The organism is Streptomyces sp. HB132 (assembly GCF_016909575.1).
Classification (GTDB): Bacteria; Actinomycetota; Actinomycetes; order Streptomycetales; family Streptomycetaceae; genus Streptomyces.
In genome coordinates, this window is sequence record NZ_JAFBGA010000001.1 from 84,935 (window position 1) to 104,362 (window position 19,428).

Below are 19,428 nucleotides of genomic sequence, written 5' to 3' on the forward strand. Positions count from 1 at the left end.
TTACCGTCAGTAACCTTCGCGTGACGACGCGATCGTGCCATGTTGTCCCGTAAAGCAACAGAGGTCCGCGCCCCTCTGCCCGTCACACAGGGGACGAACGGTGCCCCGTCGGCGTTCCCGCATCCGGTCAGGTCCCCCCGATCGATACCGCGTGGTGCAGCTCATCACGCCGCGGGCCGCAGCGCGGACCAGCGGACCGTGATCTCGCCCTGCCGCCAGCGCCGTACGCCGTCCGTCAGGGGCCAGTCGGCGGAGACCGCCCGGACCGCGGCGATCCAGCGCTGCCGCGCGCCCAGCGAGGCGTACGGGGAGGCCGTGGCCCAGGCGCGGTCGAGGTCCCGCAGGAAGGCGTGCACGGGTTCGCCCGGCACGTTGCGGTGGATCAGGGCCTTCGGCAGGCGTTCCGCGAGGTCCGAGGGGCGATCCAGGGAGCCGAGCCGGGTCGCGAAGGTGACGGTGCGCGGCCCTTCCGGTCCGAGGGCGACCCATACGTGCCGGCGGCCGATCTCGTCGCAGGTTCCCTCGACCAGCAGCCCCCCGGGGGCGAGCCGGGCGCACAGCCGTTGCCAGACCTCGGCGACCTCGTCCTCGTCGTACTGGCGCAGCACGTTCGCGGCCCGGATGAGGACCGGCCGGCCGGACACGGGGACCTCGAAGCCGCCGTGCGTGAAGGTGAGGCCCTCGCGCTCGTACGGCTTCGCCGCCGCGACCCGCGCCTGGTCGATCTCGACGCCCACGACGGCCGTACGCGGTTCGGCGGTGCGCAGCCGCTCCAGCAGTTCGACGGCGGTCCAGGGCGCGGCACCGTAGCCGAGGTCGACCGCGACGGGCGCCTCGCTGCGGCGGAGGGCGGGGCCGTGGGTGGCGGCGATCCAGCGGTCCATGCGGCGCAGCCGGTTGGGGTTGGTCGTCCCGCGGGTCGCGGTGCCGATGGGGCGCTGGTGCATGAGAGGGAGCGTATGCGAAGCGCCGACGGGCACACGCGGACCACCCGGGCGCCCTCCGGCGCACCGAGGTATCGCAATGATTTGGCAAAGTGGAAATGAAAGGCCGGGTTCCACTGTTCTGGCCTGTCGTGGGGCCCGTGCGCCCTGTACGTGCCATGCCCCGAGCGAGGAGGAGCGGACCTGTGAGCCAGTACGTCTCCCGGCTCGGCAGCAGTCTTGCGGCGCCCCGCATCCGCTTCCCGGGCGGCTTCGCCGGGCACCGCAAGCCACGCCGCGTCGCGATGCTCTCCGTGCACACCTCTCCCCTGCACCAGCCGGGCACCGGCGACGCCGGCGGCATGAACGTCTACATCGTGGAGCTGGCCCGGCGCCTCGCCGCGATCGGTGTCGAGGTCGAGATATTCACCCGGGCCACCACCGGCGGGCTGCCCCCGACGGTCGACATGGCGCCCGGGGTCCTGGTCCGGCACGTCGACGCGGGGCCGTACGAAGGCCTCGCCAAGGAGGAGCTGCCCGCGCAGCTCTGCGCCTTCACCCACGGCGTGATGCAGGCCTGGGCCGGGCAGCGCCCCGGCTACTACGACCTTGTCCACTCCCACTACTGGCTCTCCGGGCAGGTCGGCTGGCTCGCCGCCCAGCGCTGGGGCGTGCCCCTCGTCCACGCCATGCACACCATGGCGAAGGTCAAGAACGCCGCGCTCGCCGAGGGCGACGCCCCCGAGCCCGCCGCTCGTGTCATCGGCGAGACCCAGATCGTGAACGCCTCCGACCGGCTCATCGCGAACACGGCCGGTGAGGCGGACGAACTCATCCGCTTCTACGACGCCGACCCGGCGGCGGTCGCCGTCGTGCACCCCGGGGTCAATCTGGACCGGTTCCGCCCCGGCGACGGCCGCGCGGCGGCCCGCGCCCGTCTGGGGCTGCCCCAGGACGCACTGATCCCGTTGTTCGCGGGCCGCATCCAGCCGCTCAAGGCCCCGGACGTGCTGCTGCGCGCCGTCGCCGTGCTCCTGGACCGCGACCCCTCGTTGCGCTCGCGCATCGTCGTACCGGTCGTCGGAGGGCCGAGCGGCAGTGGACTGGCCAAGCCGGAGGGCCTGCAGAAGCTGGCCGCGCGCCTGGGGATCGCCGACGTCGTGCGGTTCCACCCCCCGGTCGGCCAGGACCAGCTCGCGGACTGGTTCCGGGCGGCGTCCGTGCTGGTCATGCCCTCGTACAGCGAGTCCTTCGGGCTCGTCGCCATCGAGGCCCAGGCCGCCGGCACACCCGTCGTCGCGGCGGCGGTGGGCGGACTTCCCGTCGCGGTGCGGGACGGCGTCAGCGGCTTCCTGATCCCCGGCCACGATCCGGAGGCGTACGCACAGGCGCTCGGCCGGTTCGCGGACAGCGCCGAGCTGGCGGGCCGGATGGGCGAGGCCGCGGCCTCGCACGCCCAGTCGTTCGGCTGGGACACGGCCGCGGCGGCCACCGCCGACGTGTACACGGCGGCCATGCACGACCACCGGCGCCGCGCCCGTTCGCACCACGGCTGAGCACCGGGGCGCGTTGTCGTACGCTCGCAGCATGGCTGACGTATCCGACGAGGCAGCAGCGGCGCAGGTCATCGAGACGACGCTGAACGACGCGGAGCTCGAATGGGAGAGCCCCGAGCCCGGCACCTACGTCGTGAAGCTGCCCGGTACGCGCAAGCTGTCCACGACCTGTTCGCTGCGTGTCGGGCAGCACTCCCTTTCCCTGAACGCGTTCGTCATCCGGCATCCGGACGAGAACGACGCGGCGGTGCACCGCTGGCTCCTGGAGCACAACCTGCGCCTCTTCGGCGTGAGTTACGCCATCGACCAGCTCGGCGACGTCTATCTCGTCGGCAGGCTCCCGCTGTCGGTCGTCACGCCCGAGGAGCTCGACCGGCTGCTGGGCGCGGTTCTGGAGGCGGCGGACGGGGCGTTCAACCCGCTGCTCGAACTGGGCTTCGCGAGCGCGATCCGCAAGGAGTACGCCTGGCGGGTGGAGCGCGGCGAATCGACCCGCAATCTGGACGCCTTCACGCATCTGACGCAGCGCCCGTCGTGAGCGGGCGGCCGTCCCGACAGCGCCGCGCGCAGTCGGCTACAGCCCTTCGAGCGCCGCGACGAGCCGCGGCGCCACCGCCTCCCACGTTTCCGCCGCGGCCTTGTAGAAGGTGACCTCGTTGACGAGCAGGTGCCGTTCGTAGCTCAGGCCGGTGCTGTGTGCCGGAGGGATCTTGACCACCCAGCCCGTGCCGTCCTCGAACGTCACACGGGTGACGGCGTTGTACGTGCCCCCGGAGAGGGGCGCGAGGGACGCAGGCTGCTGGACACCGACGTCTTGCAGTACGGCTGTTGTCGCGTCGACGGACACGGCGGGGCCCCCGAGGCTCGACTGCGGGGACGACCGCCACACAGGGGCTTCACAGAGTGATCACAGCGGAGTCACGATCACATCCCGTGACCGTCGGGGCGATCATCGGACAGGTGTCCGATCGTAGAGTGTGCGCATCGCGAGAGCCCTCCCGCTCCGTCACGCATCACTCGACGGGGAGAGGCTGTTGCTCCTTCGGACGGAGAGTTGAACGAACCATGCGCGCCACCCTCGCACGCCGCACCGCACTCGCCACCGCCGTGGCTTCCCTGACCCTGCTCGCCACCGCCTGCGGCGGCTCCGACTCGGACGCCAAGGGCGCCGACACTGCCTCGGCGGGGAAGGACGACTCCTCCTCCAAGCCCGCCGCGGTCAAGGCGCTGACATCGGCCGAGCTGGAGAAGGTGTCGCTGGAGCAGGGCGACGTAGCGGGCTACAAGGTCTCGAAGACCGGCCCCGAGGACATCGCGCAGCCCGGAGACGTCACCGTCGACAAGAAGGAGTGCGAGCCCATCGGCTTCGCCTTCTACGGGGTGAAGCGGGGGGACCCGGTCGGGAACGCCGGGCGCAAGGTCGTCCAGGAGCCCAAGAAGGACGAGTCGGCCGACCCCGAGGACCTGCTCGCGGGCATGCTCGACGTGACGTCGTCGCTGGTCACGCTTGCCTCCTACGACGGTGACGGCGCGGCGAAGAACTTCGCCGAGCTCCGCGCCTCCGCTGCCGAGTGCGCGAGCGGTGGGTTCACCATGGACATGAAGGGCTCGAAGCAGAAGATCACGAAGCTGACCGAGGAGAAGGTGACCGGCGGCGAGGAGGCACTCGCGTGGCGGGTGCAGATGGGTGAGGGCGACGAGGCGGCCCCCTTCAAGCTCGTGAGCGTGCGTCAGGGCGGCACGATCGCCACGTTCTTCACCCTCAACCTCGGCAAGACGGGTGCGGACGCCGACTTCGAGCGGCCGACCGCGGTGATCGACGCCCAGGTCGAGAAGCTCGGCTGAGACACCCGTCGCCTCTCCGGGTCACGGCAGCGGTACGAGCCTGACCACGGTGACCGTCAGCACGGACCCGGAGACGTAGTAGAGGACGATGGCGGCGGACACCGTCGCCTCGCGCCGGTCGCGTTCGCGCTTCACGGCGGTCGATGCGTGTCCGTAGGGGTCCAGGGCCAGGGTGCGCGCCATCTCGTCCCGGAACGAGTCGCCGTCGCGCATCTTGGCCAGGCTGTCGTCGGCGGGCGGTGCGAAGGAGATACGGAAGCTCAAGCGACGTTCCGCCTCTCGGCCTCGTCCTGCGCCAGCCGGTCCAGGATCTGCTCGGCCTCGGGATCGGGTACCGCCTCGAGCATCCAGTGCCGCATCACGGCCTGGATCTCGTGCACACCGGCCTCGTTGATCGCGTGGTCGAACTCCTCGCGTCTCTCCTCGGGCAGCGCGGCACGGATCGCCGGAATGCTGTTGGGCACCTCGACCTCGGTGCCGCCGACGAAGGTCTTCAGAGACTCGCCCATGACCGCTCTCCCCGATCTCCTTGCTTCCCGAGCCCGTCCGCCCGCCCCGCCGGGGCTGTGCACCCCGGGTAACGGGCGGGTGTGAAGGCCACGTTAGCCGGTGGCCCGATCCGGCCGGGTGCCCCTCCGAGCGGTGATCCGGGCGAGGTACGGACGGAAACGCGCGCCCCGCCCCGGCAGCGGAGTGCTGGGGCTCGCCCAACAGGCGCTTGATGGGACGTCGTTGGAGACGCAGGCGGCCGACGCCGTCGCTGCGGCCACTCGGTCCGTCGAACAGAGCGCCTCAACAGTGCTGTTGTCCGTACGCCAGCACAGTCCGCCGCCCGATCCTCGGCGGGGTGGGAGTATCCGTTGAGCTGTTGGAGAGAGTCGGCACGGAGGTCCGTACATGCCCGGTGCGCCGTAGATTCGTTTCCAGGGGACGGTGAGACATCCCCTCGGCCACTTCCCGGGGGTCTTCGTCATGGCCAACGAACTGGCGCGCCAGGGCAGGCTGTCCGAGGACCAGTACCGCTTCTGGCGCACGGACAACGACTGGTACGACACCAACTACACCAACCCGGCCCACGTCGACCCCGCAGTCTACGACCGTGAGCTCCACCCCGGCGCCGTGGCCTGGTTCAAGTCCTCCGCACACGATCTCGTCGAGCGGGTGGACGGGTATCGGGAGCTGCTCGCCGCACACGGCGTCGACTGCCAACGGCTGGAATCGGCGAGTCCCGGGCGGGTCATCTACGAGGACGAACACCAGGTCGTCGTCATGCCGCACGAGGAGCCGGGCGGGCGTACGCCCTGAGGAGAAGGCCTGCCGGAGCCGACCAGGCAGCTTGACGCTGAAGGCGTGCGCGCACCTCGTGCCGTGCGGCTGTGCCCGAGTCCGGAAAGCACTCGGGCAGGCACTCCGGCCGCCGCAGAATCCACCACGGTGGGCCCAGCCCGCGAAAATGCCCCCGCCCCGCGCCGTAAGCGCAGTCGGGGGCATGATCGTGAAGGCTATTTCTTCTTGCCCTGGGTCTTGCGGTAGATGTCGACGACCAGGGTTTTCGCAGGTTGGGACGCTGATCGACTCGGCGTGAGCAGTCGCCATTGGTCGTCATCGGGTGCCCTTGAGCAACCTCGGACGGCCCAGAGACGGCCCAGGAGCGGCCCGTCCTCCGCTCGCCGGGATCGTTACTGACGACCGATGGGGACCTCGTAAACGATCTCGCACAGCGCTGCGGGAAGCACGATGTCCGCCGTCTCCACCGGCCGCCCTGTGTCGCTGTAGTAGGTCCGCTCGATGTGCGTGACAAGAGCGGCTTTCTGAATACCCAGGAGCGACGCTTCCTCGGCGGTCGCCAACCGCGGCTCTGGCTGCTCCACGGCGTGGCTGACCGTGATGCCGATCTCGGCCATGCGGTTTACGACGCCTGCTCCCGCGTGTGGGCCTCCCTCGGGGAGGACGATGAGTGTGCCGGCGGTGAGGTCGTACGGCTCCCAGCTCGTCGACAACTGCACCGGCCTGCCGTCCGCCAGGAACTCGTACGTCGTGCGTACGCATAGCTCGCCCTCGTCGACCCCGAGCCGAGTCGCGATGTCTGCGGGGGCTGGCACCTTTGCATCCGTCCGGCTCTCCCAATCGCTTTGTCTGCCCACGGCCGTCATGTCGGCCCGAAAGGGCGACCCGGTCGGTTGCTCGCGTGCCGACGATCGCACCACCCGCACGCGCGGTCGGGGCTCGGCAACGTAAGTACCCGACCCGGCGCGGCCCTCCAGCACACCCTGGGAGATCAGCAACTCCTGTGCCCGGCGGACCACGTTCTCGCCTACGCCACACTCCTTGCCGATCTGGGCGCGGGAGGGCAGGCGGTCTCCCGGTTCCCACATGTGCTCCTTGACCCGCTGCCGGAGTTCATCGGCGACGCGGAGATAAGGCGGCTGCTCAGGCATATGGAAAATCTAGTCCACTAGCTCTAATCTAGTTAACTAGCTTCACTGAAAGTGATCGCTGGTGACGGAGGCCTGCCCTGTGCCCGCTTCGGGAGTGACCGCGGCGGCCATCGCCGCCCGGCTGTCCGCCCTCGGGCTGCCCACGCGAATGGAGGAACACCGCCGGCACACGTCGGTGGAAGCGGAGGTGCCTGAAGCGCTCTCCGCCGAGTCATGGCGGGAGGTCCTTGACGTGGTGGCTGAGGCCGATCGATTCGGGCTCCTCGCCACCAGCTTGAACGGGCGCACCTTATGGGCGGTCGTACACAAAGCGGTCCCCACGACGGGCGATGTCGGGGGACCGAGCTATCAGAGATAGGAGCTGAACAGCGTGCTTAACCGTATCCGCCGCGCCTTTACCCTCACCAGGGCGCGGAACTCCTCAAGTGGCAGACACCGAAGGGTGTTAACGCCCTCCTGCCCTCCAGCGTCCCCTGCCGCCTCCCATGAATCCGTTGGCGTGCCGACTCTTTTCCTGGGCCGGGCAGTCTCTGGTGCGGCGACCCACCGAAACCCGCTCTCGGGGGAGGACGTCGCACTAGTCCGCCCGTACGTGCTGGCGTCAGAAAGACGTGTTCGCGCACGTGCGATGGTCATCGCTCCTCACCTGCCATCGGTTGCCTGGTCGTTCCTAGCTGGGGGCCACTGATGCCGGCTCATCGGCAACTGCACATCTCGGAAGCCTCGGCCGTCCCCTACCGCTCGACCGCTTGCAGAATCGGGACACACTCCTCCTGCACGGAATCTTCCCCGGTCCCGATACCAGCTGACCTCCCGGTGATCCGCGAAGCGTGTGACTGCCCGTGCCACTCATCTGCCGACCCGTCCCTGCCCACGGAGGTGACGCAGTGAGCGCCTGGATCCCCGGCGGCGCGCTGGCTTCTAGCGTTGAGATCACCGCGGCCACCGTGCAACGCGGCGACGTCATCCAACTCGGCGGCCATGCCTGCCGGGTGGTAGACCTCTTCCAGCTTCCTCAGGGAGCGAAGCAATTGGTCTTCGAGTCGGGCGAGCTGCTGACCATGCACGCGCGTACCCGGTTCGTTGCCGTGCGCATGCCGAGACGGCGGTGACCGACTCGATGCGCTCACGTCACCACGATATTGCCGACGACCTCCGGCAGCAGATCACCACGAGCGGTCTTCAACCTGGCGAACGCCTTCCGTCCGAAGCGGACCTTGCCGAACGGTACAAGGTCAGCACGGTGACCTTGAGGAAAGCTCTCGCCGTACTCCAGGGTGAAGGCCTCGTTGCGAAGATGCACGGGAAAGGCAACTTCGTTAGTCGCCCTCACCGCAAGATCTTGTACGTCGGCGGCTGGGGCACCCTGGACCCGTGGGCCGCTGCTGAGCCGGCATTGCGCGTCACGGTCCGCAGCACCATCGTCCCGGCCCAAGCGCACCTCACGAAGCTGCTGAAGGTGCCCACGGGCAGCCCCATCGTGGAGACCACCTGCCTCAGCCACGAAGGTGAGTCGCCGCACGGCTTGGCCCACATCTACACGCCGCGGGACCTGGTCCCGGCCGGAGTACTCGATGAGGAATCCACGTGCCGAAATGCCGTTAAGAGATTCGCAGTGCTCGGCCCGCCGCCGGCCGCTCTCCGAGAGACGGTGCGGGCTCGCCCCCCGACACCGGACGAAGCATCGGCCCTCCGGATCGGCCACACGTCGGTTGTCCTCTCTATCACCCGCATTGCCACCGACCGCACCGGCCGAGTCGTCGAAGCCACGCTCCTGGCGTTTCCCGGAGACCGCGTGGACGCCGTCTTCACTACGCATCACGTGATCGATGAGAGGGAGACCCAAGGATGACAATGCCAAACGAACTGCGGCTCCTCCCGTGGGCGGGGCAAGATGGCAGGCCCTGCTACCTGAGCACCAGCGACCGGGGCGGCTACGTGTCCCGGCTGGCGGACAACACCGAAGCGGTCCAACTTGACACGGCCGCCGAGCTGTTGCAAAACGCCTCGGAATCTTTCACAGACTGGGACCTAGATCCCGACGAGATGCGGCGCCTGACGAAGGAACTGGCCGGGGCTCTGCGGGACGTCCTACGCGTCGCGACAAGCCGCGGTCACCAAGTGACCGCGAGTGAATCGCACGGGGTCTGAGGGATGTGACGCGAAACAGCTCCTTCTGAGGACAACCTCTTCCCACAGGGAGGGGATCCCAGGCACCCACCTGGGATCCCCTCCCTGTCGCGTGGCGGCCGGTCCACCACGCGTTTGCAGCGAGGAACTGCGGGCGACGTGGGATCCGTAGAGCCCTAGATCATGCGAAGCAACGCACACGACTCCGGAGGCCGATTGAGAATCCCGCTTCGCTGCTGGTCAAGGCCTCTGCGCTACGTAGGAGAGCTTGTTGGGTCCACACCTGGTCCACGGCCCACCGTCAGGCTCGCGAGTCCTAGGCGGCTTGTTCTGCCTGCTAAAGACGCGCCTCAATCCATCAATTTCCTTCACGTTCGGCGCCTTTTTCTTCCACTCGTGGCCATGAGCGGGGCGGTCAGCATAAGGTAGTTCGCGAAGAGGGCTTCCTGTCGCTCCAGCAGGTGAGGGCTGCTGCTCCGGATACCGAAGGCTCGGTCAATGAGCGAGTCCAATTTCTCGTGTGCACGCCGAACCTCGGGGTATGTACCGCCCGGCTTGTAGTGGTCTTCCAGTGACCATTCCTCCTCGAGCCTCCGCGCTTCGAGGATTCCGTGGCCCGCCTCGACGATTTTGTCTTTGGCCGCTGCTTCAAGTGCGGGTAGCGGAAAATTATTCCAAGTGATGGTGCTGGAGAAAGACGGATCGGACTTGAGGCGCCCGCCTACTGTCAGCATCCACGTAAGGAACATACTCGAGGAAGCAACGGCGAAGATGAGACCACTTGGGTCTACGGCACCGTAGACCTTGTTACTGATGATGGTTCCGGCTTCGAGGTATCCCACTGGGAGGTATTCACGATTTTCGCTGGAGACTTCGGGGATGCAGACGAAGGATGTGTCAGGCGCGACGCCAAACTGTCGGAAAAGATGGTGGTGCGGATAATTGCGCGTCGTCAAAGCCGTGCTGTCGAGGCGCGATTTTCGAACAGCGGCGATTCGGCGACGCAATTCTGCGCTCTCAGCCAACTCGGATGGTTTGGCATCCACAAGCCAAAGGCACCACCGCTTCCTACCTTTGATAAGTTCTTTCGATCCGACATAGGGCCGCAGGAAACGCACGGCAATCGGGTCTGCTGCAACCGCCTCGTACTGTTCTGGAGTGACCACGAGGTTTCCGCCGTCGGTGGGCATGGAACCTTTGGCAACCTCGGGAAGGTTTACCGAGATGGGACTTGTCCGCTTGTCCACCAGGACGTTGGGGCCATCGACAAGGTAAGCGTTGATAACGGAGACAGTTCGTTCTTCCGGCGCAGCTCGCAGAGAGGCATAGTCAAACAGGCGAGGTTTCTGAACGAGTTGGCGAGCAAAGCCAATGATTACACAGTGAACCGCTGCGGCCCCGGCTGCCTCCGACGTCCAAGCAAACGTTCGGTGTGCGAACTTGACATGCCACCCCGCGTGGAAAAGCTCCGAGAAGAGCCGATGCACTTGATCGCCCTGCGTGATGGAGTTAGTCGTGACAAATGCCCAGACTCCATCGTGTTTCGCGAAGTAACGGAGCGCTTTGGCATGCCAGCCGGTGACGTAGTCCATTCGGCTGATGGTCTTGTTTCCGCCCCACACGTTTTGTAGCTCGGCGAGTTGTTCCTGAGTGCGCGTATGGTCCCCGAGGAACGGCGGATTGCCGGCCACGACGACATTTTCGCTGGGCGGGCACACGGTAGCCCAGTCTAGTTTGAGGGCGCTGACACCGCTCCGGATGCTGGCATGTTCTTGAATTGGGAGGCGGTCCGGGGCCCAGCCGAGCCTTTCGGTGAGTTTGAGGTCACACTGTCGGTCAATGAGAAACATTGCAGTTTCGGCGATACGGGCTGGCCATTCGTCGATTTCGATCCCATAAAAGTGGTCGAGGCTGACTTTGAGGCCGACATTGGCGAGCAACATGGGGTCGTCGCCGCTAATCTCTTGGAGGCGTTCCATGATCGCCAACTCTAGGTCGCGCAATTCGCGATAGGCGACGATTATGAAGTTGCCACAGCCGCATGCGGGATCCATGTAGCGAATCCTGCCGAGCTTCTCTCGAAGCTTACGAAGTCTGTCTGCCTCGTATTTTCCGAGAGTTTTAATGTGCTCATATTCGGCGCGCAGTTCGTCAAGAAAAAGAGGATTGAGGGTCTTAAGGATATTCTCTTCAGAGGTGTAATGCTCGCCGAGTTCTCGCCGAGTTTTGGCGTCCCTTACAGATTGGAACATGGAGCCAAAGATTGCAGGGCTGATCGTCGCCCAATCCCGTTCGCATGCTTCGAGGATCACCGTGCGGAATTCTGCGTTTATCACAGGAAAGGTAAGATGTTCATGGAAGATGCCACCATTGACGTACCTAAAGCCCTCGAATCCGACTGGTACCGTTCCTCTCCGGGTCGGTGGAGTGTCGAGGTAATCAAACAGCCTTGTAAGGCGGTCACCTATATCCGAACCGTCCGGGGCGGTGTGCTGGTGGATGTAGTCGCGGAATAGGCTTTGTGGCCACATGTCGGTGTCATCGCCGAACATCAGGAAAAGGATTCGCGCGAGGGTGACGGAGATCTCGTGGTCACGCGTTTTCCGATTGTAATCGGAAGGGTATGCCTTTTCCATGGCGGTATACATGCGCGCCATCAGCTTCGAGGCGTGCTTGGTCTCGTTCTGCACTTCAACATCGAACGCAGATCGGACCTTCGCAAGGACTGTGTTTGTGTCGAGGGTGAAGTCCAAAGGAAGGCGGATTGCGTCGAGCTTTGCGGCAAACTTGGGGTTGAGATCGCCGGTGCGGTGCTGGTGTCGGCTCAACCTGGTTGTGGTGGCGGTTCCAGTGGCTCGACGAACGGGCCATCGCCAGGCCTGTTCCGCGTCGTCGTGAAAGATGACAAGGCGGTCTGTTGAAGTCTTGGAGATGAGCTGGTCGAGGGCAGCTTCGAGCTTGGAGCCGGGTTTCTGATCGCACACCCAAACGCGCAGTCCCTTGTAGGAGGAGACGTTGGTAGCGGTGAGAGTGTGCCCGTCCACGCTGTATGTAATCGGGGGATGGTCGGGCCGGGACCAGTTCAGCTCGTGAATAAACAACTTCTGGTAATCGTGCTGCTCAGCGCGGGCGATCAAGGGGTCGTTCATGCCTTCTGGACTCCTAGCGAGCAGACGATCTTAACGGTGTCGGCGTCTGTGGATTTGATGACGAGTCGGTCATCTGTATGCAGTTGGGCGATGAGGTCCGCAAGGTCGTCGAGTCCGTAGCGATTCCGTCTCGCTTGGCTGAGGCGCATGGTGGCGTGCTCGGTCAGCGGTCGCTCGTGCAGAGCACTGAGCGCATCAGCGGCGTGTTCTCCGTAGAGAGTGCCGCCGAGGCGCTGCCAGGCCCACTTGCGCACGCCCTTGAGGTTGCCCGCAGCGATTGTCTCAGTTCTGAGTGGGCCCTGGACAAGCGCCCTTTCCTTCGTGAAGTGGTCATGGCGCAATAGTGCGGTGGGGGTCTCGGGGTCAGCTCGGAATGTGCGTAGCGCTTCCAGTGGAGTGAGTAGCTGTTCGATGACTCCCTGAGGGGTTTCGATAGAGGTGGCGAAAGCGTCAACGCCGGAGGCAGTCGCGATGTAGCAAGTGACGCTGCCGTGATCCTCGTGAAGGTGCTGCTCGCGGGTGCTGTGCACCATGTCCTGCATGGTCAGGACTCGGTTGCAGGTTTCGGGGTGTTGCTCCTGGGCGTTGGACCACACCAACCAGGCTTCGCTGACGGCGTCGGCCTCCCCTTCCGCTTCGTCAGTATCATCGATGATTCGTCCGTTGTAGAGGTCGTCCAGAATTTTGATTTCTTGCTCGCCGCCGAAAAATTGTTCGTCGGAGCCGAATGCTTCGGCTGCGGCGCCAAGCCGAGCTTTGATGCGCTGCCGAAGGCGGATCTGCTGCTCGACCCTCTCATGGGTGATCAAGTAAACGTGGACAGTGTCGGACTTTTGCCCCAATCGGTCAACGCGGCCGGCGCGTTGGATGATCCGAATGATCGCCCAGGGCAGGTCGTAGTTGACGACGATGTGGGAGTCCTGCAGGTTCTGTCCTTCAGAGAGCACATCGGTAGCGACGAGCACATCAATGGGGTCGGCGAGGGCTTTCGGGTCTGGCTCGTCCTGTCCGGGGAGTTTATTCGAGGCCGGTGAGAACCGACGGGCGAGGCCGGCGGGGTCGTCAGTGCCGCCAGAGGCCAGGCCCACGTGTTCGATTCCCGCTGCTTCGAGCGCGCCAGCAACGTACGTCGCGGTGTCGACGTATTCGGTGAAGACGAGAACCTTTTCGTTGGGATGCTGGTCGCGCAACAGGTCGACGAGAGCGTTGATCTTCGAGTCGCGCGTTGAGTCCCAGCTGCCGAATCGATCGAGCAGTATGGTGATGACACGGTTGTCCTGCATCAGATCTTTGCGCAGTGAGGACTTGAAAACGGTGCTGTTGACCCACTTGGTCCTGGCTGGCAGGGAGGCGGCGAGCGCTTGGTAGCGTGTGGCGATAGTTCCGTGCACATCAGCGTCTCCTTCAACGTCCTCGTCGTTGATTGTGATCTGCTTGTCGCTGAAAGAGCCGAGTGGGATGGGTAGCTGATTATCGATGGCGTGCAGGAATAGTTCATTGCGAGCTCGCTGCCGCTGCAGTGAAAGGATAAATGAGTGTCCTGACGAGGACAGTCGCTTGAATAGCCCGACCCTGACGAAGCCACTGACGTTTCCACGACCGGAGCGGATGTCGTCTAGGTTACGCTTGTCGATCTCAGTGTGTGATGCCCTAGGATTGTCGTAATCGGCTAGCCGGTAGCGCGGCAGAATCAGGTTCTGAATGGCGTCGAGTGTGGTGTCGTCCTCCATCAACGTGGCTGCGTCGTCGGCGCTGAAGGCATGGCTGACAGGCGTGGCGATCCGGGTGGGGAAGAAGAACTTCTTCCCGTTGGCGAACGTCATATATTCCCGCTCGACTTGGCTGCCGTCTGATCTTGTAAATAGAGTGGTTTTAGCCGTGCGTTTAATGAAAGAGCGGGTGCGTCGTACGAGGTGGTCGCTCATTAGCCGCTTCCAGTCCTCAGGCTCCTCAGAGCGGCGGAACGCGGCCAGAGTGTTGATCTTGCCGTCGACCTTAGCAGTCAGGCCGGGATCCGCCCGGAGGGCTGCGGTTGGGACGATACCCAAGTCCTCGTCTTCGTCTATGTATAGGCCAATTTGGTTGGCGACATCTGTGAACGCGAGATTGTACGGGGTTGCCGTTAGCAGGAGAACCTTGGAGTTGTTAGCTCGGACGTACTGGTGGATCGCATCATGGGTGACGGAGTTATTGTTGCGCAGGTTGTGCGACTCGTCGCAGATGACAAGGTTGAAGCGTTTGAGCTCGGGCAGGACCTTGTCAACCATTGAGTACGGCACGACGCGACCGTTAATGTCGTATGCGTCCAAGTGCTCAACCCACATTGCCTTGAGATTCTTTGGGCAGAGCACGAGGGTGGAGTAGTCCTCTGCGGATTGCAGCATCAGTGCGGTAGCGACTGCCGTCAAGGTTTTGCCAAGGCCAACGACGTCGCCGAGCATTGTGCCGCCGCGTCGGACGATGCGACGTGCGAGGGTGCGGACTGCACTTTCCTGATAGTCCAGCAGCAGAGTGCTCATCGATTTTGGCAGCACGTAACCCATCCCATCGCGAGCGTCCTGCGCGAGGGAGTGGCAGACTTTCAGGTACACCTCGAATGGAGTGGGTTGTTGTTCGTCAGCCCATGAGTCGCCGATGAGGTCGATAATTTCTGCCGTGATCGGCAACGAAAACGAGTCGTTCCACCGTTCGTCGAACCAAGTGGCAAGCTTGTTGGTGGCGTCGGAGTCCTGAACATCGATATTAAGTTCGAGGTTGCGGCTTAGGCCAGCGCCGGTGAGGTTGGATGAGCCGACATAGCCCCAACGAGCGCCGTGCTTCTTATCGGGCGCGTGAAAGATATAGGTCTTGCCATGTAGCGGTTTTTCAGTAAAGACCTTCATCGCTACGGAGCCCTGGCGCAGCTGCCGTTTGAGGGTTTGCAGAGTGCGCTGCCCCTCGGGCGTCGCAAGACCGCGCATCAGCTGGGTACGCAGATGCTTGACGAGCTGGTCACGCCGGGCGAGGGCACGTTCTCGGTCATGGAGGTCGGCGCCGTATTCGGGGGGCTGGATCTGCTCCTGCAATAGATCTAGCAGCTGCTCGGAATCTGATGGCGCGACCATGCCGATCAGTACCCGTGCCGTGGCGCGGCCCCCGGGCGCTGGGCTCGCCTTTGTGTCGAGGATGTCGGCGAAGTGAGACCAGCCACGCAGGTCGAGATAGCCGGTGGCCACATCGACGGTGTCGAAGTCCTTGAGGGACTCGCGTAGGGCCAGCCCGAGACGGGTTTCGTCGGTGATGTTGTCGAAAATGTTTGGCACGGGCTGGTTCTTTCTGTTCAGGTTAGCGACGGGGCACGGGGCCGGTAGTCAGTGGTGGCACAGGCTGGGGCGGTGAGGATCGGCCTTACCTGCGGACCCGGCGTTGCCTCGCGGTGTGCCGTGGCGGGTGGGTCGTCCCGTAGGCGCTAGTCCCCCAAGAATCGGTCTCCCGGCAGTCGGGTTCGACTAGTGCGGCGTCATCGGACGCATCACGGCAGTCTCGCCGCACCAGCTGGCGGATGCGGGTCTCTTCGTCCGGCGCTTCCCAATCGGGGAACCAAGGCGCCCCCCCAGACACCACTCCGCTCGCAGTAGAGTCGACCCCCGCGATCATCCCGCGGGCTGCAAGGTTGCGCGCAGCCGTCTTGTTGCTCGCACTCATGCACAAGAGCATGGCACTAGCGACTAAAGAATGAGAAGGGTTAGTGAAGGTCGCCATCAGTCGTTGGTGGCGGTCCAGCTCCAACTTGGTGGGTAGGCAACTTTCACAGGGCCGTTGGGTGTAGTTGGAGCGACCTCTTGCTAGTGGCCTACCTGGCTGAGGGCGTGGCATGCAGTGCCGCACGATCTCCGCGAATCGAACAGGATCGTTTCCTGCCCGCAGTCGTACTTCGGAGTGATTCGCTGTCAGGTCGGCGGAACGGGTTTGGCCGGTGGCCTGCCCGGTTTGGGGTCGAGCATGATCAGGGGGCCGTACGCTGGCCGGCAACTCGGGCAGGCTGTGATCCTGCCCGGAATTTGAACGAGTGGTCCCCTGGTCTTGCTCGACGCGGGACCCGAACCGGGGAGGTGGCTAAAGCCGTGGAGCCGACCGCCCCAGCCACAGCGGGGTTCCCCACCTCCTACCCGCAGCACGTAGCGCGCCGCCTGGCGCGGCCAGCCGGGGCGAAGACAGAGGCAGGCCGCGCCGCTGAGGCGGCGCGCGCCCGCGCCGTGCGCGGGTCTTGATGAAGTAGAGAAAGTTCTATCGCGCCGACGTCAGGCGCTTGCCGTCATGGCTCCGCACGTGGGGCCCGTTCCCGTCGAGTGCGTCCAGCAGCCGGACCGCGTAGACCTCGGACATCCACTCGGTGACCTCGTCCGGCGTGAGCCAGCCAACCGCGGTCGATTCGCTGGACGTGCGCTCGCTTCCGCCGGCGGGCTTGCATCGGAAGACCAGGGCCACGATGCCGCGCATGGTGTTCTTGTAGACCCCTGTGAGCTCGTCCACCTCGACATAGATACCCGTCTCCTCCAGGACCTCGCGCTGAACGCCCGCCTCCGGGGTCTCGTCGAGTTCGAGTACACCGCCGGGGAGCTCCCAAGTGCCGTTGTCGGCACGGCGGATCGCCAGGAGTCGCCCGTCCTCGCGCACGACCACTCCGGCTACGGACACGGAGTGGAGCGGCGTTGACGTGCCTTCCTGCGCACTGTTACTCATGTACAGGAGCATAGGAGGAAGAGAAGGACTATGGAAACAGCGGTAGGAGGTGGGAAGTCCGTACCTCGGTACGTGCAGATCGCCGAGGAGATCGTTCAGCAGATTCGCGCCGGAATCCTCAAGCCCGGTGACATGGTGCCCAGTGAATCGGAGCTCGTGGAGCGCTACGGCGTCTCGGGAGGCACCATTCGCAAGGCCATGGTGGAGGTCCGCGCCAGTGACCTAGTGGAGACCCGCCAGGGCAAGGGGTCCACGGTGAAGGCTCGGCCCCCGGTACGGCACCGGTCCTCGGACCGCTTCAAGCGCTCCCACCGACAGGGCGGCAAGGCCGCGTACCTTGCCGAGTCGGAGCAGTCCGGCGCCAAGGCTGGCGTCAGCGTTCTCTACATCGGTCCGACGGATGCACCGAACGACATCGCGGAGCGGCTCGGCGTCCCGGCCGGCGCGCAGGTGCTCGCCCGGCGCCGCCTCTACTTCCGCAACGAGACCCCCGTGGAGACGGCCACGTCCTACCTCCCGTGGGACGTTGCAAAGGACATCCCCGAGTTGTTCGCGAAGAACCCCGGCGGTGGTGGCATCTACGCCCGCCTCGAAGACCATGGGCACGAGTTCGCGGAGTTCGTCGAGACGCTGCAAGCCCGACTGGCGACCAAGGCGGAAGCCTCCGAACTGGCCCTGAGCCCCGGTGCTTCGGTGGTTCACCTGATCCGTGAGGCACGAACGACGGAGGATCGCGTCGTAGAGGTGTGCGACACGCTCATGGCCGCTGACCAGTTCGTCTTCAGCTACCGGATCCCCGCCTCCGACTGACGCGCGCTCAACTCAGCTCAGCCCGCCGCGACTTCTTCGTCTCGGCGGGTTGACTCATGTATAGGAGTGATGCACTCTTCTTTATGTCACTCATGTACATGAGTGGCTGAGTCAAGCACATATATAGGAGTGATCTTCTGTGCGTACGATCCCCGTCGACACCTCCGCCGCGTCCGTGATGGTCGCCAAGCCCCCGCAGATCAAGGTCAAGGACCGCCGGACCGGCGAGATCGCCATGGACGTCGAGAGCGGCGCGAAGCTCATGACCGTGGATGTGATGTTCGCGGCGAACGAGGAGGTGGAGATCCTTTCGGTCACCGTCCCCGAGCCTGGCATCTCCGGTGAGCTGATGATGGGCACGCCCGTCGCCGTCACCGGACTGATCGCCCGGCCGTGGGAGAACGAGTTCAACGGGCAGAAGCGACACGGCATCGCCTTCCGCGCGGTGGCGGTAACCTCGCTCGTCGCCGCTGCCGAGAAGCCCAAGGCGGCCTGATCATGACCGGGTGCCTGGTCACGCTGCTGCTGGTCGTCGTCACCGCACTGATCCTGCGGTGGCGGCGTCCCGCCTGGTACTGGATGACCTTCGGGGTCACCCTTGCCGCGTTGCGAGTAGCTGTCCGATACGCCTCGGTCATGGACGCCTGCGGGCTCACCGTTCCGCCCGCCCGTTGGCGTCTCTCCCTCGCCCGGATGACGAACCGTCCCGTTCCTGAGTCGAGGGCCCCGCGCATTCTCCGGCTTCGGCCTACTCGTACCGGGCTGGTCCTGCGGATCAAGCTCCGTCCCGGTCAGGATGCCTTCGACGTTGCTTCGGCCACCGACCGCCTCCGGCACTCCTTCGGGATGTACGGAGTCACCTCCCGCGAACTTCGCTCGGGAATCGTGGAGTTACGGATGACGGGATACGACGTCCTTCGGCGGGTGCAGATGCCCGCCGAAACCGGCCCCGCGCCGATGCGTATCCCCGTCGCGCTGCGCGAGGACGGATCCGTCCACTACCGCGACTACCGGGCTGTGCCCCACGGGCTGACGCTCGGCGCGACCGAGTCGGGGAAGTCCGTCTACCAGCGCAACCTGGTCGCCGGCCTCGCGGCGCACGACGTCGCGCTCGTCGGGATCGACTGCAAACAGGGCGTCGAGCTCTTTCCGCTCGCCCGGCGCTTCTCCGCCCTCGCCGACAACCCGGACACCGCCCTCGAACTCCTCGAAGCACTCGTGCGGCACATGGAGGACGTCTACCAGCTCATCCGTTCCGCTCAGCGCATCACCGTCGACGTTCCTGACGCCGACATAGCTGCCGATATCTGGGACCTGCCGGCCGACATACGCCCGACTCCGGTCGTGGTCCTGGTCGACGAGGTTGCCGAGCTGGCGCTGTTCGCCACCAAGGACGAAGAGAAGCGCCGCGACCGGATCGTCACTGCTCTGGTCCGCCTCGCCCAGCTCGGCCGTGCCGCAGGGATCTACCTGGAGATCTGTGGCCAGCGCTTCGGTTCCGAACTCGGCAAGGGCATCACGATGCTCCGTGCCCAACTCACGGGTCGGACGGCCCACCGCGTCAACGACGAGTCCAGCGCCAACATGGCCTTCGGAGACATCGCTCCGGACGCCGTCCTTGCCGCGATCCAGATTCCCACCGACGTCCCCGGTATCGCGGTCTCGGGTGACTCGACTGGTGGATGGACCCGCATCCGAGCACCGCACACCTCGCTGCGCCAAGCCGTGAACATCTGCAACCGGCACGCCGACCGTACTCCGGATGTGCCCGCCCTCGCGGCCTTCCGGCCCGCCGTCACACCCCTGGCCTCGGCCTCCGCGCCGCTAACCAAAGCCGCGCCCACCACCGCTTGAC

Annotated in this window: 19 protein-coding genes; 11 read left to right on the forward strand and 8 right to left on the reverse strand. The window is 65.1% G+C overall.

What is annotated here, in order from left to right; translation table 11 throughout:
• Nucleotides 1–164: 164 nt before the first annotated feature.
• Complete coding sequence (locus tag JOC24_RS00455) at nucleotides 165–947, reverse strand: class I SAM-dependent methyltransferase (RefSeq protein WP_205018072.1); 783 nt, start codon at nucleotides 945–947, stop codon at nucleotides 165–167.
• A gap of 182 nt (nucleotides 948–1,129) precedes the next feature.
• Here JOC24_RS00455 and mshA point away from each other — a divergent pair, with 182 nt between their 5' ends.
• Nucleotides 1,130–2,479: a D-inositol-3-phosphate glycosyltransferase gene (gene mshA, locus JOC24_RS00460; RefSeq protein WP_205018073.1), complete on the forward strand. Its 1,350-nt coding sequence runs from the start codon at nucleotides 1,130–1,132 to the stop codon at nucleotides 2,477–2,479.
• A gap of 31 nt (nucleotides 2,480–2,510) precedes the next feature.
• On the forward strand, nucleotides 2,511–3,017 hold the full coding sequence (locus tag JOC24_RS00465) for a type III secretion system chaperone family protein (RefSeq protein WP_205018074.1): 507 nt from the start codon (nucleotides 2,511–2,513) through the stop codon (nucleotides 3,015–3,017).
• Nucleotides 3,018–3,053: 36 nt separating this feature from the next.
• Here the strand turns inward: JOC24_RS00465 and JOC24_RS32975 are convergent, their stop codons facing one another.
• Entirely contained in the window at nucleotides 3,054–3,326 is a 273-nt protein-coding gene (locus JOC24_RS32975) for a phosphotransferase family protein (protein WP_239579323.1), read from the reverse strand.
• Between the two features lie 218 nt (nucleotides 3,327–3,544).
• Between JOC24_RS32975 and JOC24_RS00475 the strand changes: the two genes are divergently transcribed.
• Entirely contained in the window at nucleotides 3,545–4,324 is a 780-nt protein-coding gene (locus tag JOC24_RS00475; protein WP_205018075.1) for a hypothetical protein, read from the forward strand.
• 21 nt (nucleotides 4,325–4,345) lie between these two features.
• Here JOC24_RS00475 and JOC24_RS00480 read toward each other — a convergent pair whose 3' ends face one another.
• Nucleotides 4,346–4,588 (reverse strand): hypothetical protein, encoded by a 243-nt coding sequence (locus JOC24_RS00480; RefSeq protein WP_205018076.1) that lies wholly within the window; start codon nucleotides 4,586–4,588, stop codon nucleotides 4,346–4,348.
• Nucleotides 4,585–4,833, reverse strand: coding sequence for a hypothetical protein (locus JOC24_RS00485; protein WP_205018077.1), 249 nt, complete (start codon nucleotides 4,831–4,833; stop codon nucleotides 4,585–4,587). Before JOC24_RS00485 ends, JOC24_RS00480 begins: the two co-directional genes overlap by 4 nt.
• 463 nt (nucleotides 4,834–5,296) lie before the next feature.
• Between JOC24_RS00485 and JOC24_RS00490 the strand changes: the two genes are divergently transcribed.
• Nucleotides 5,297–5,629: a hypothetical protein gene (locus JOC24_RS00490; RefSeq protein ID WP_239579469.1), complete on the forward strand. Its 333-nt coding sequence runs from the start codon at nucleotides 5,297–5,299 to the stop codon at nucleotides 5,627–5,629.
• A 374-nt stretch (nucleotides 5,630–6,003) separates the two neighbouring features.
• Here JOC24_RS00490 and JOC24_RS00495 read toward each other — a convergent pair whose 3' ends face one another.
• A complete protein-coding gene (locus JOC24_RS00495) occupies nucleotides 6,004–6,762 on the reverse strand; it encodes a GntR family transcriptional regulator (RefSeq protein ID WP_205018078.1) in 759 nt (252 codons plus the stop codon).
• 79 nt (nucleotides 6,763–6,841) lie between these two features.
• Here JOC24_RS00495 and JOC24_RS32980 point away from each other — a divergent pair, with 79 nt between their 5' ends.
• The 4 genes from JOC24_RS32980 (at nucleotide 6,842) to JOC24_RS32985 (ending at nucleotide 8,913) form a co-directional block, all read left to right on the forward strand.
• Nucleotides 6,842–7,120, forward strand: coding sequence for a hypothetical protein (locus tag JOC24_RS32980; RefSeq protein ID WP_307792609.1), 279 nt, complete (start codon nucleotides 6,842–6,844; stop codon nucleotides 7,118–7,120).
• A 529-nt stretch (nucleotides 7,121–7,649) separates the two neighbouring features.
• Nucleotides 7,650–7,874: a hypothetical protein gene (locus JOC24_RS00500; RefSeq protein ID WP_205018079.1), complete on the forward strand. Its 225-nt coding sequence runs from the start codon at nucleotides 7,650–7,652 to the stop codon at nucleotides 7,872–7,874.
• 8 nt (nucleotides 7,875–7,882) lie between these two features.
• Nucleotides 7,883–8,614 carry a GntR family transcriptional regulator gene (locus JOC24_RS00505; RefSeq protein WP_205018731.1) on the forward strand — a complete coding sequence of 244 codons (732 nt, stop codon included), beginning with the start codon at nucleotides 7,883–7,885 and terminating at the stop codon, nucleotides 8,612–8,614.
• Nucleotides 8,611–8,913, forward strand: coding sequence for a hypothetical protein (locus JOC24_RS32985; protein WP_239579324.1), 303 nt, complete (start codon nucleotides 8,611–8,613; stop codon nucleotides 8,911–8,913). Before JOC24_RS00505 ends, JOC24_RS32985 begins: the two co-directional genes overlap by 4 nt.
• A 347-nt stretch (nucleotides 8,914–9,260) precedes the next feature.
• Here the strand turns inward: JOC24_RS32985 and JOC24_RS00510 are convergent, their stop codons facing one another.
• The 3 genes from JOC24_RS00510 to JOC24_RS00520 form a co-directional block, all read right to left on the reverse strand.
• Entirely contained in the window at nucleotides 9,261–12,041 is a 2,781-nt protein-coding gene (locus tag JOC24_RS00510; RefSeq protein WP_205018080.1) for a class I SAM-dependent DNA methyltransferase, read from the reverse strand.
• On the reverse strand, nucleotides 12,038–15,343 hold the full coding sequence (locus tag JOC24_RS00515; protein WP_205018081.1) for a helicase-related protein: 3,306 nt from the start codon (nucleotides 15,341–15,343) through the stop codon (nucleotides 12,038–12,040). Before JOC24_RS00515 ends, JOC24_RS00510 begins: the two co-directional genes overlap by 4 nt.
• Nucleotides 15,344–16,307: 964 nt before the next feature.
• Complete coding sequence (locus JOC24_RS00520) at nucleotides 16,308–16,775, reverse strand: NUDIX hydrolase (RefSeq protein ID WP_205018082.1); 468 nt, start codon at nucleotides 16,773–16,775, stop codon at nucleotides 16,308–16,310.
• An 18-nt stretch (nucleotides 16,776–16,793) separates the two neighbouring features.
• Here JOC24_RS00520 and JOC24_RS00525 point away from each other — a divergent pair, with 18 nt between their 5' ends.
• The 3 genes from JOC24_RS00525 to JOC24_RS00535 all read left to right on the forward strand — a co-directional run bounded on the left by JOC24_RS00525 (nucleotide 16,794) and on the right by JOC24_RS00535 (nucleotide 19,427).
• Entirely contained in the window at nucleotides 16,794–17,573 is a 780-nt protein-coding gene (locus tag JOC24_RS00525; protein WP_205018083.1) for a GntR family transcriptional regulator, read from the forward strand.
• Nucleotides 17,574–17,712: 139 nt separating this feature from the next.
• Complete coding sequence (locus tag JOC24_RS00530; RefSeq protein ID WP_205018084.1) at nucleotides 17,713–18,069, forward strand: SCO3933 family regulatory protein; 357 nt, start codon at nucleotides 17,713–17,715, stop codon at nucleotides 18,067–18,069.
• 2 nt (nucleotides 18,070–18,071) lie between these two features.
• Entirely contained in the window at nucleotides 18,072–19,427 is a 1,356-nt protein-coding gene (locus JOC24_RS00535) for an FtsK/SpoIIIE domain-containing protein (RefSeq protein ID WP_205018085.1), read from the forward strand.
• Nucleotide 19,428 lies beyond the last annotated feature (1 nt).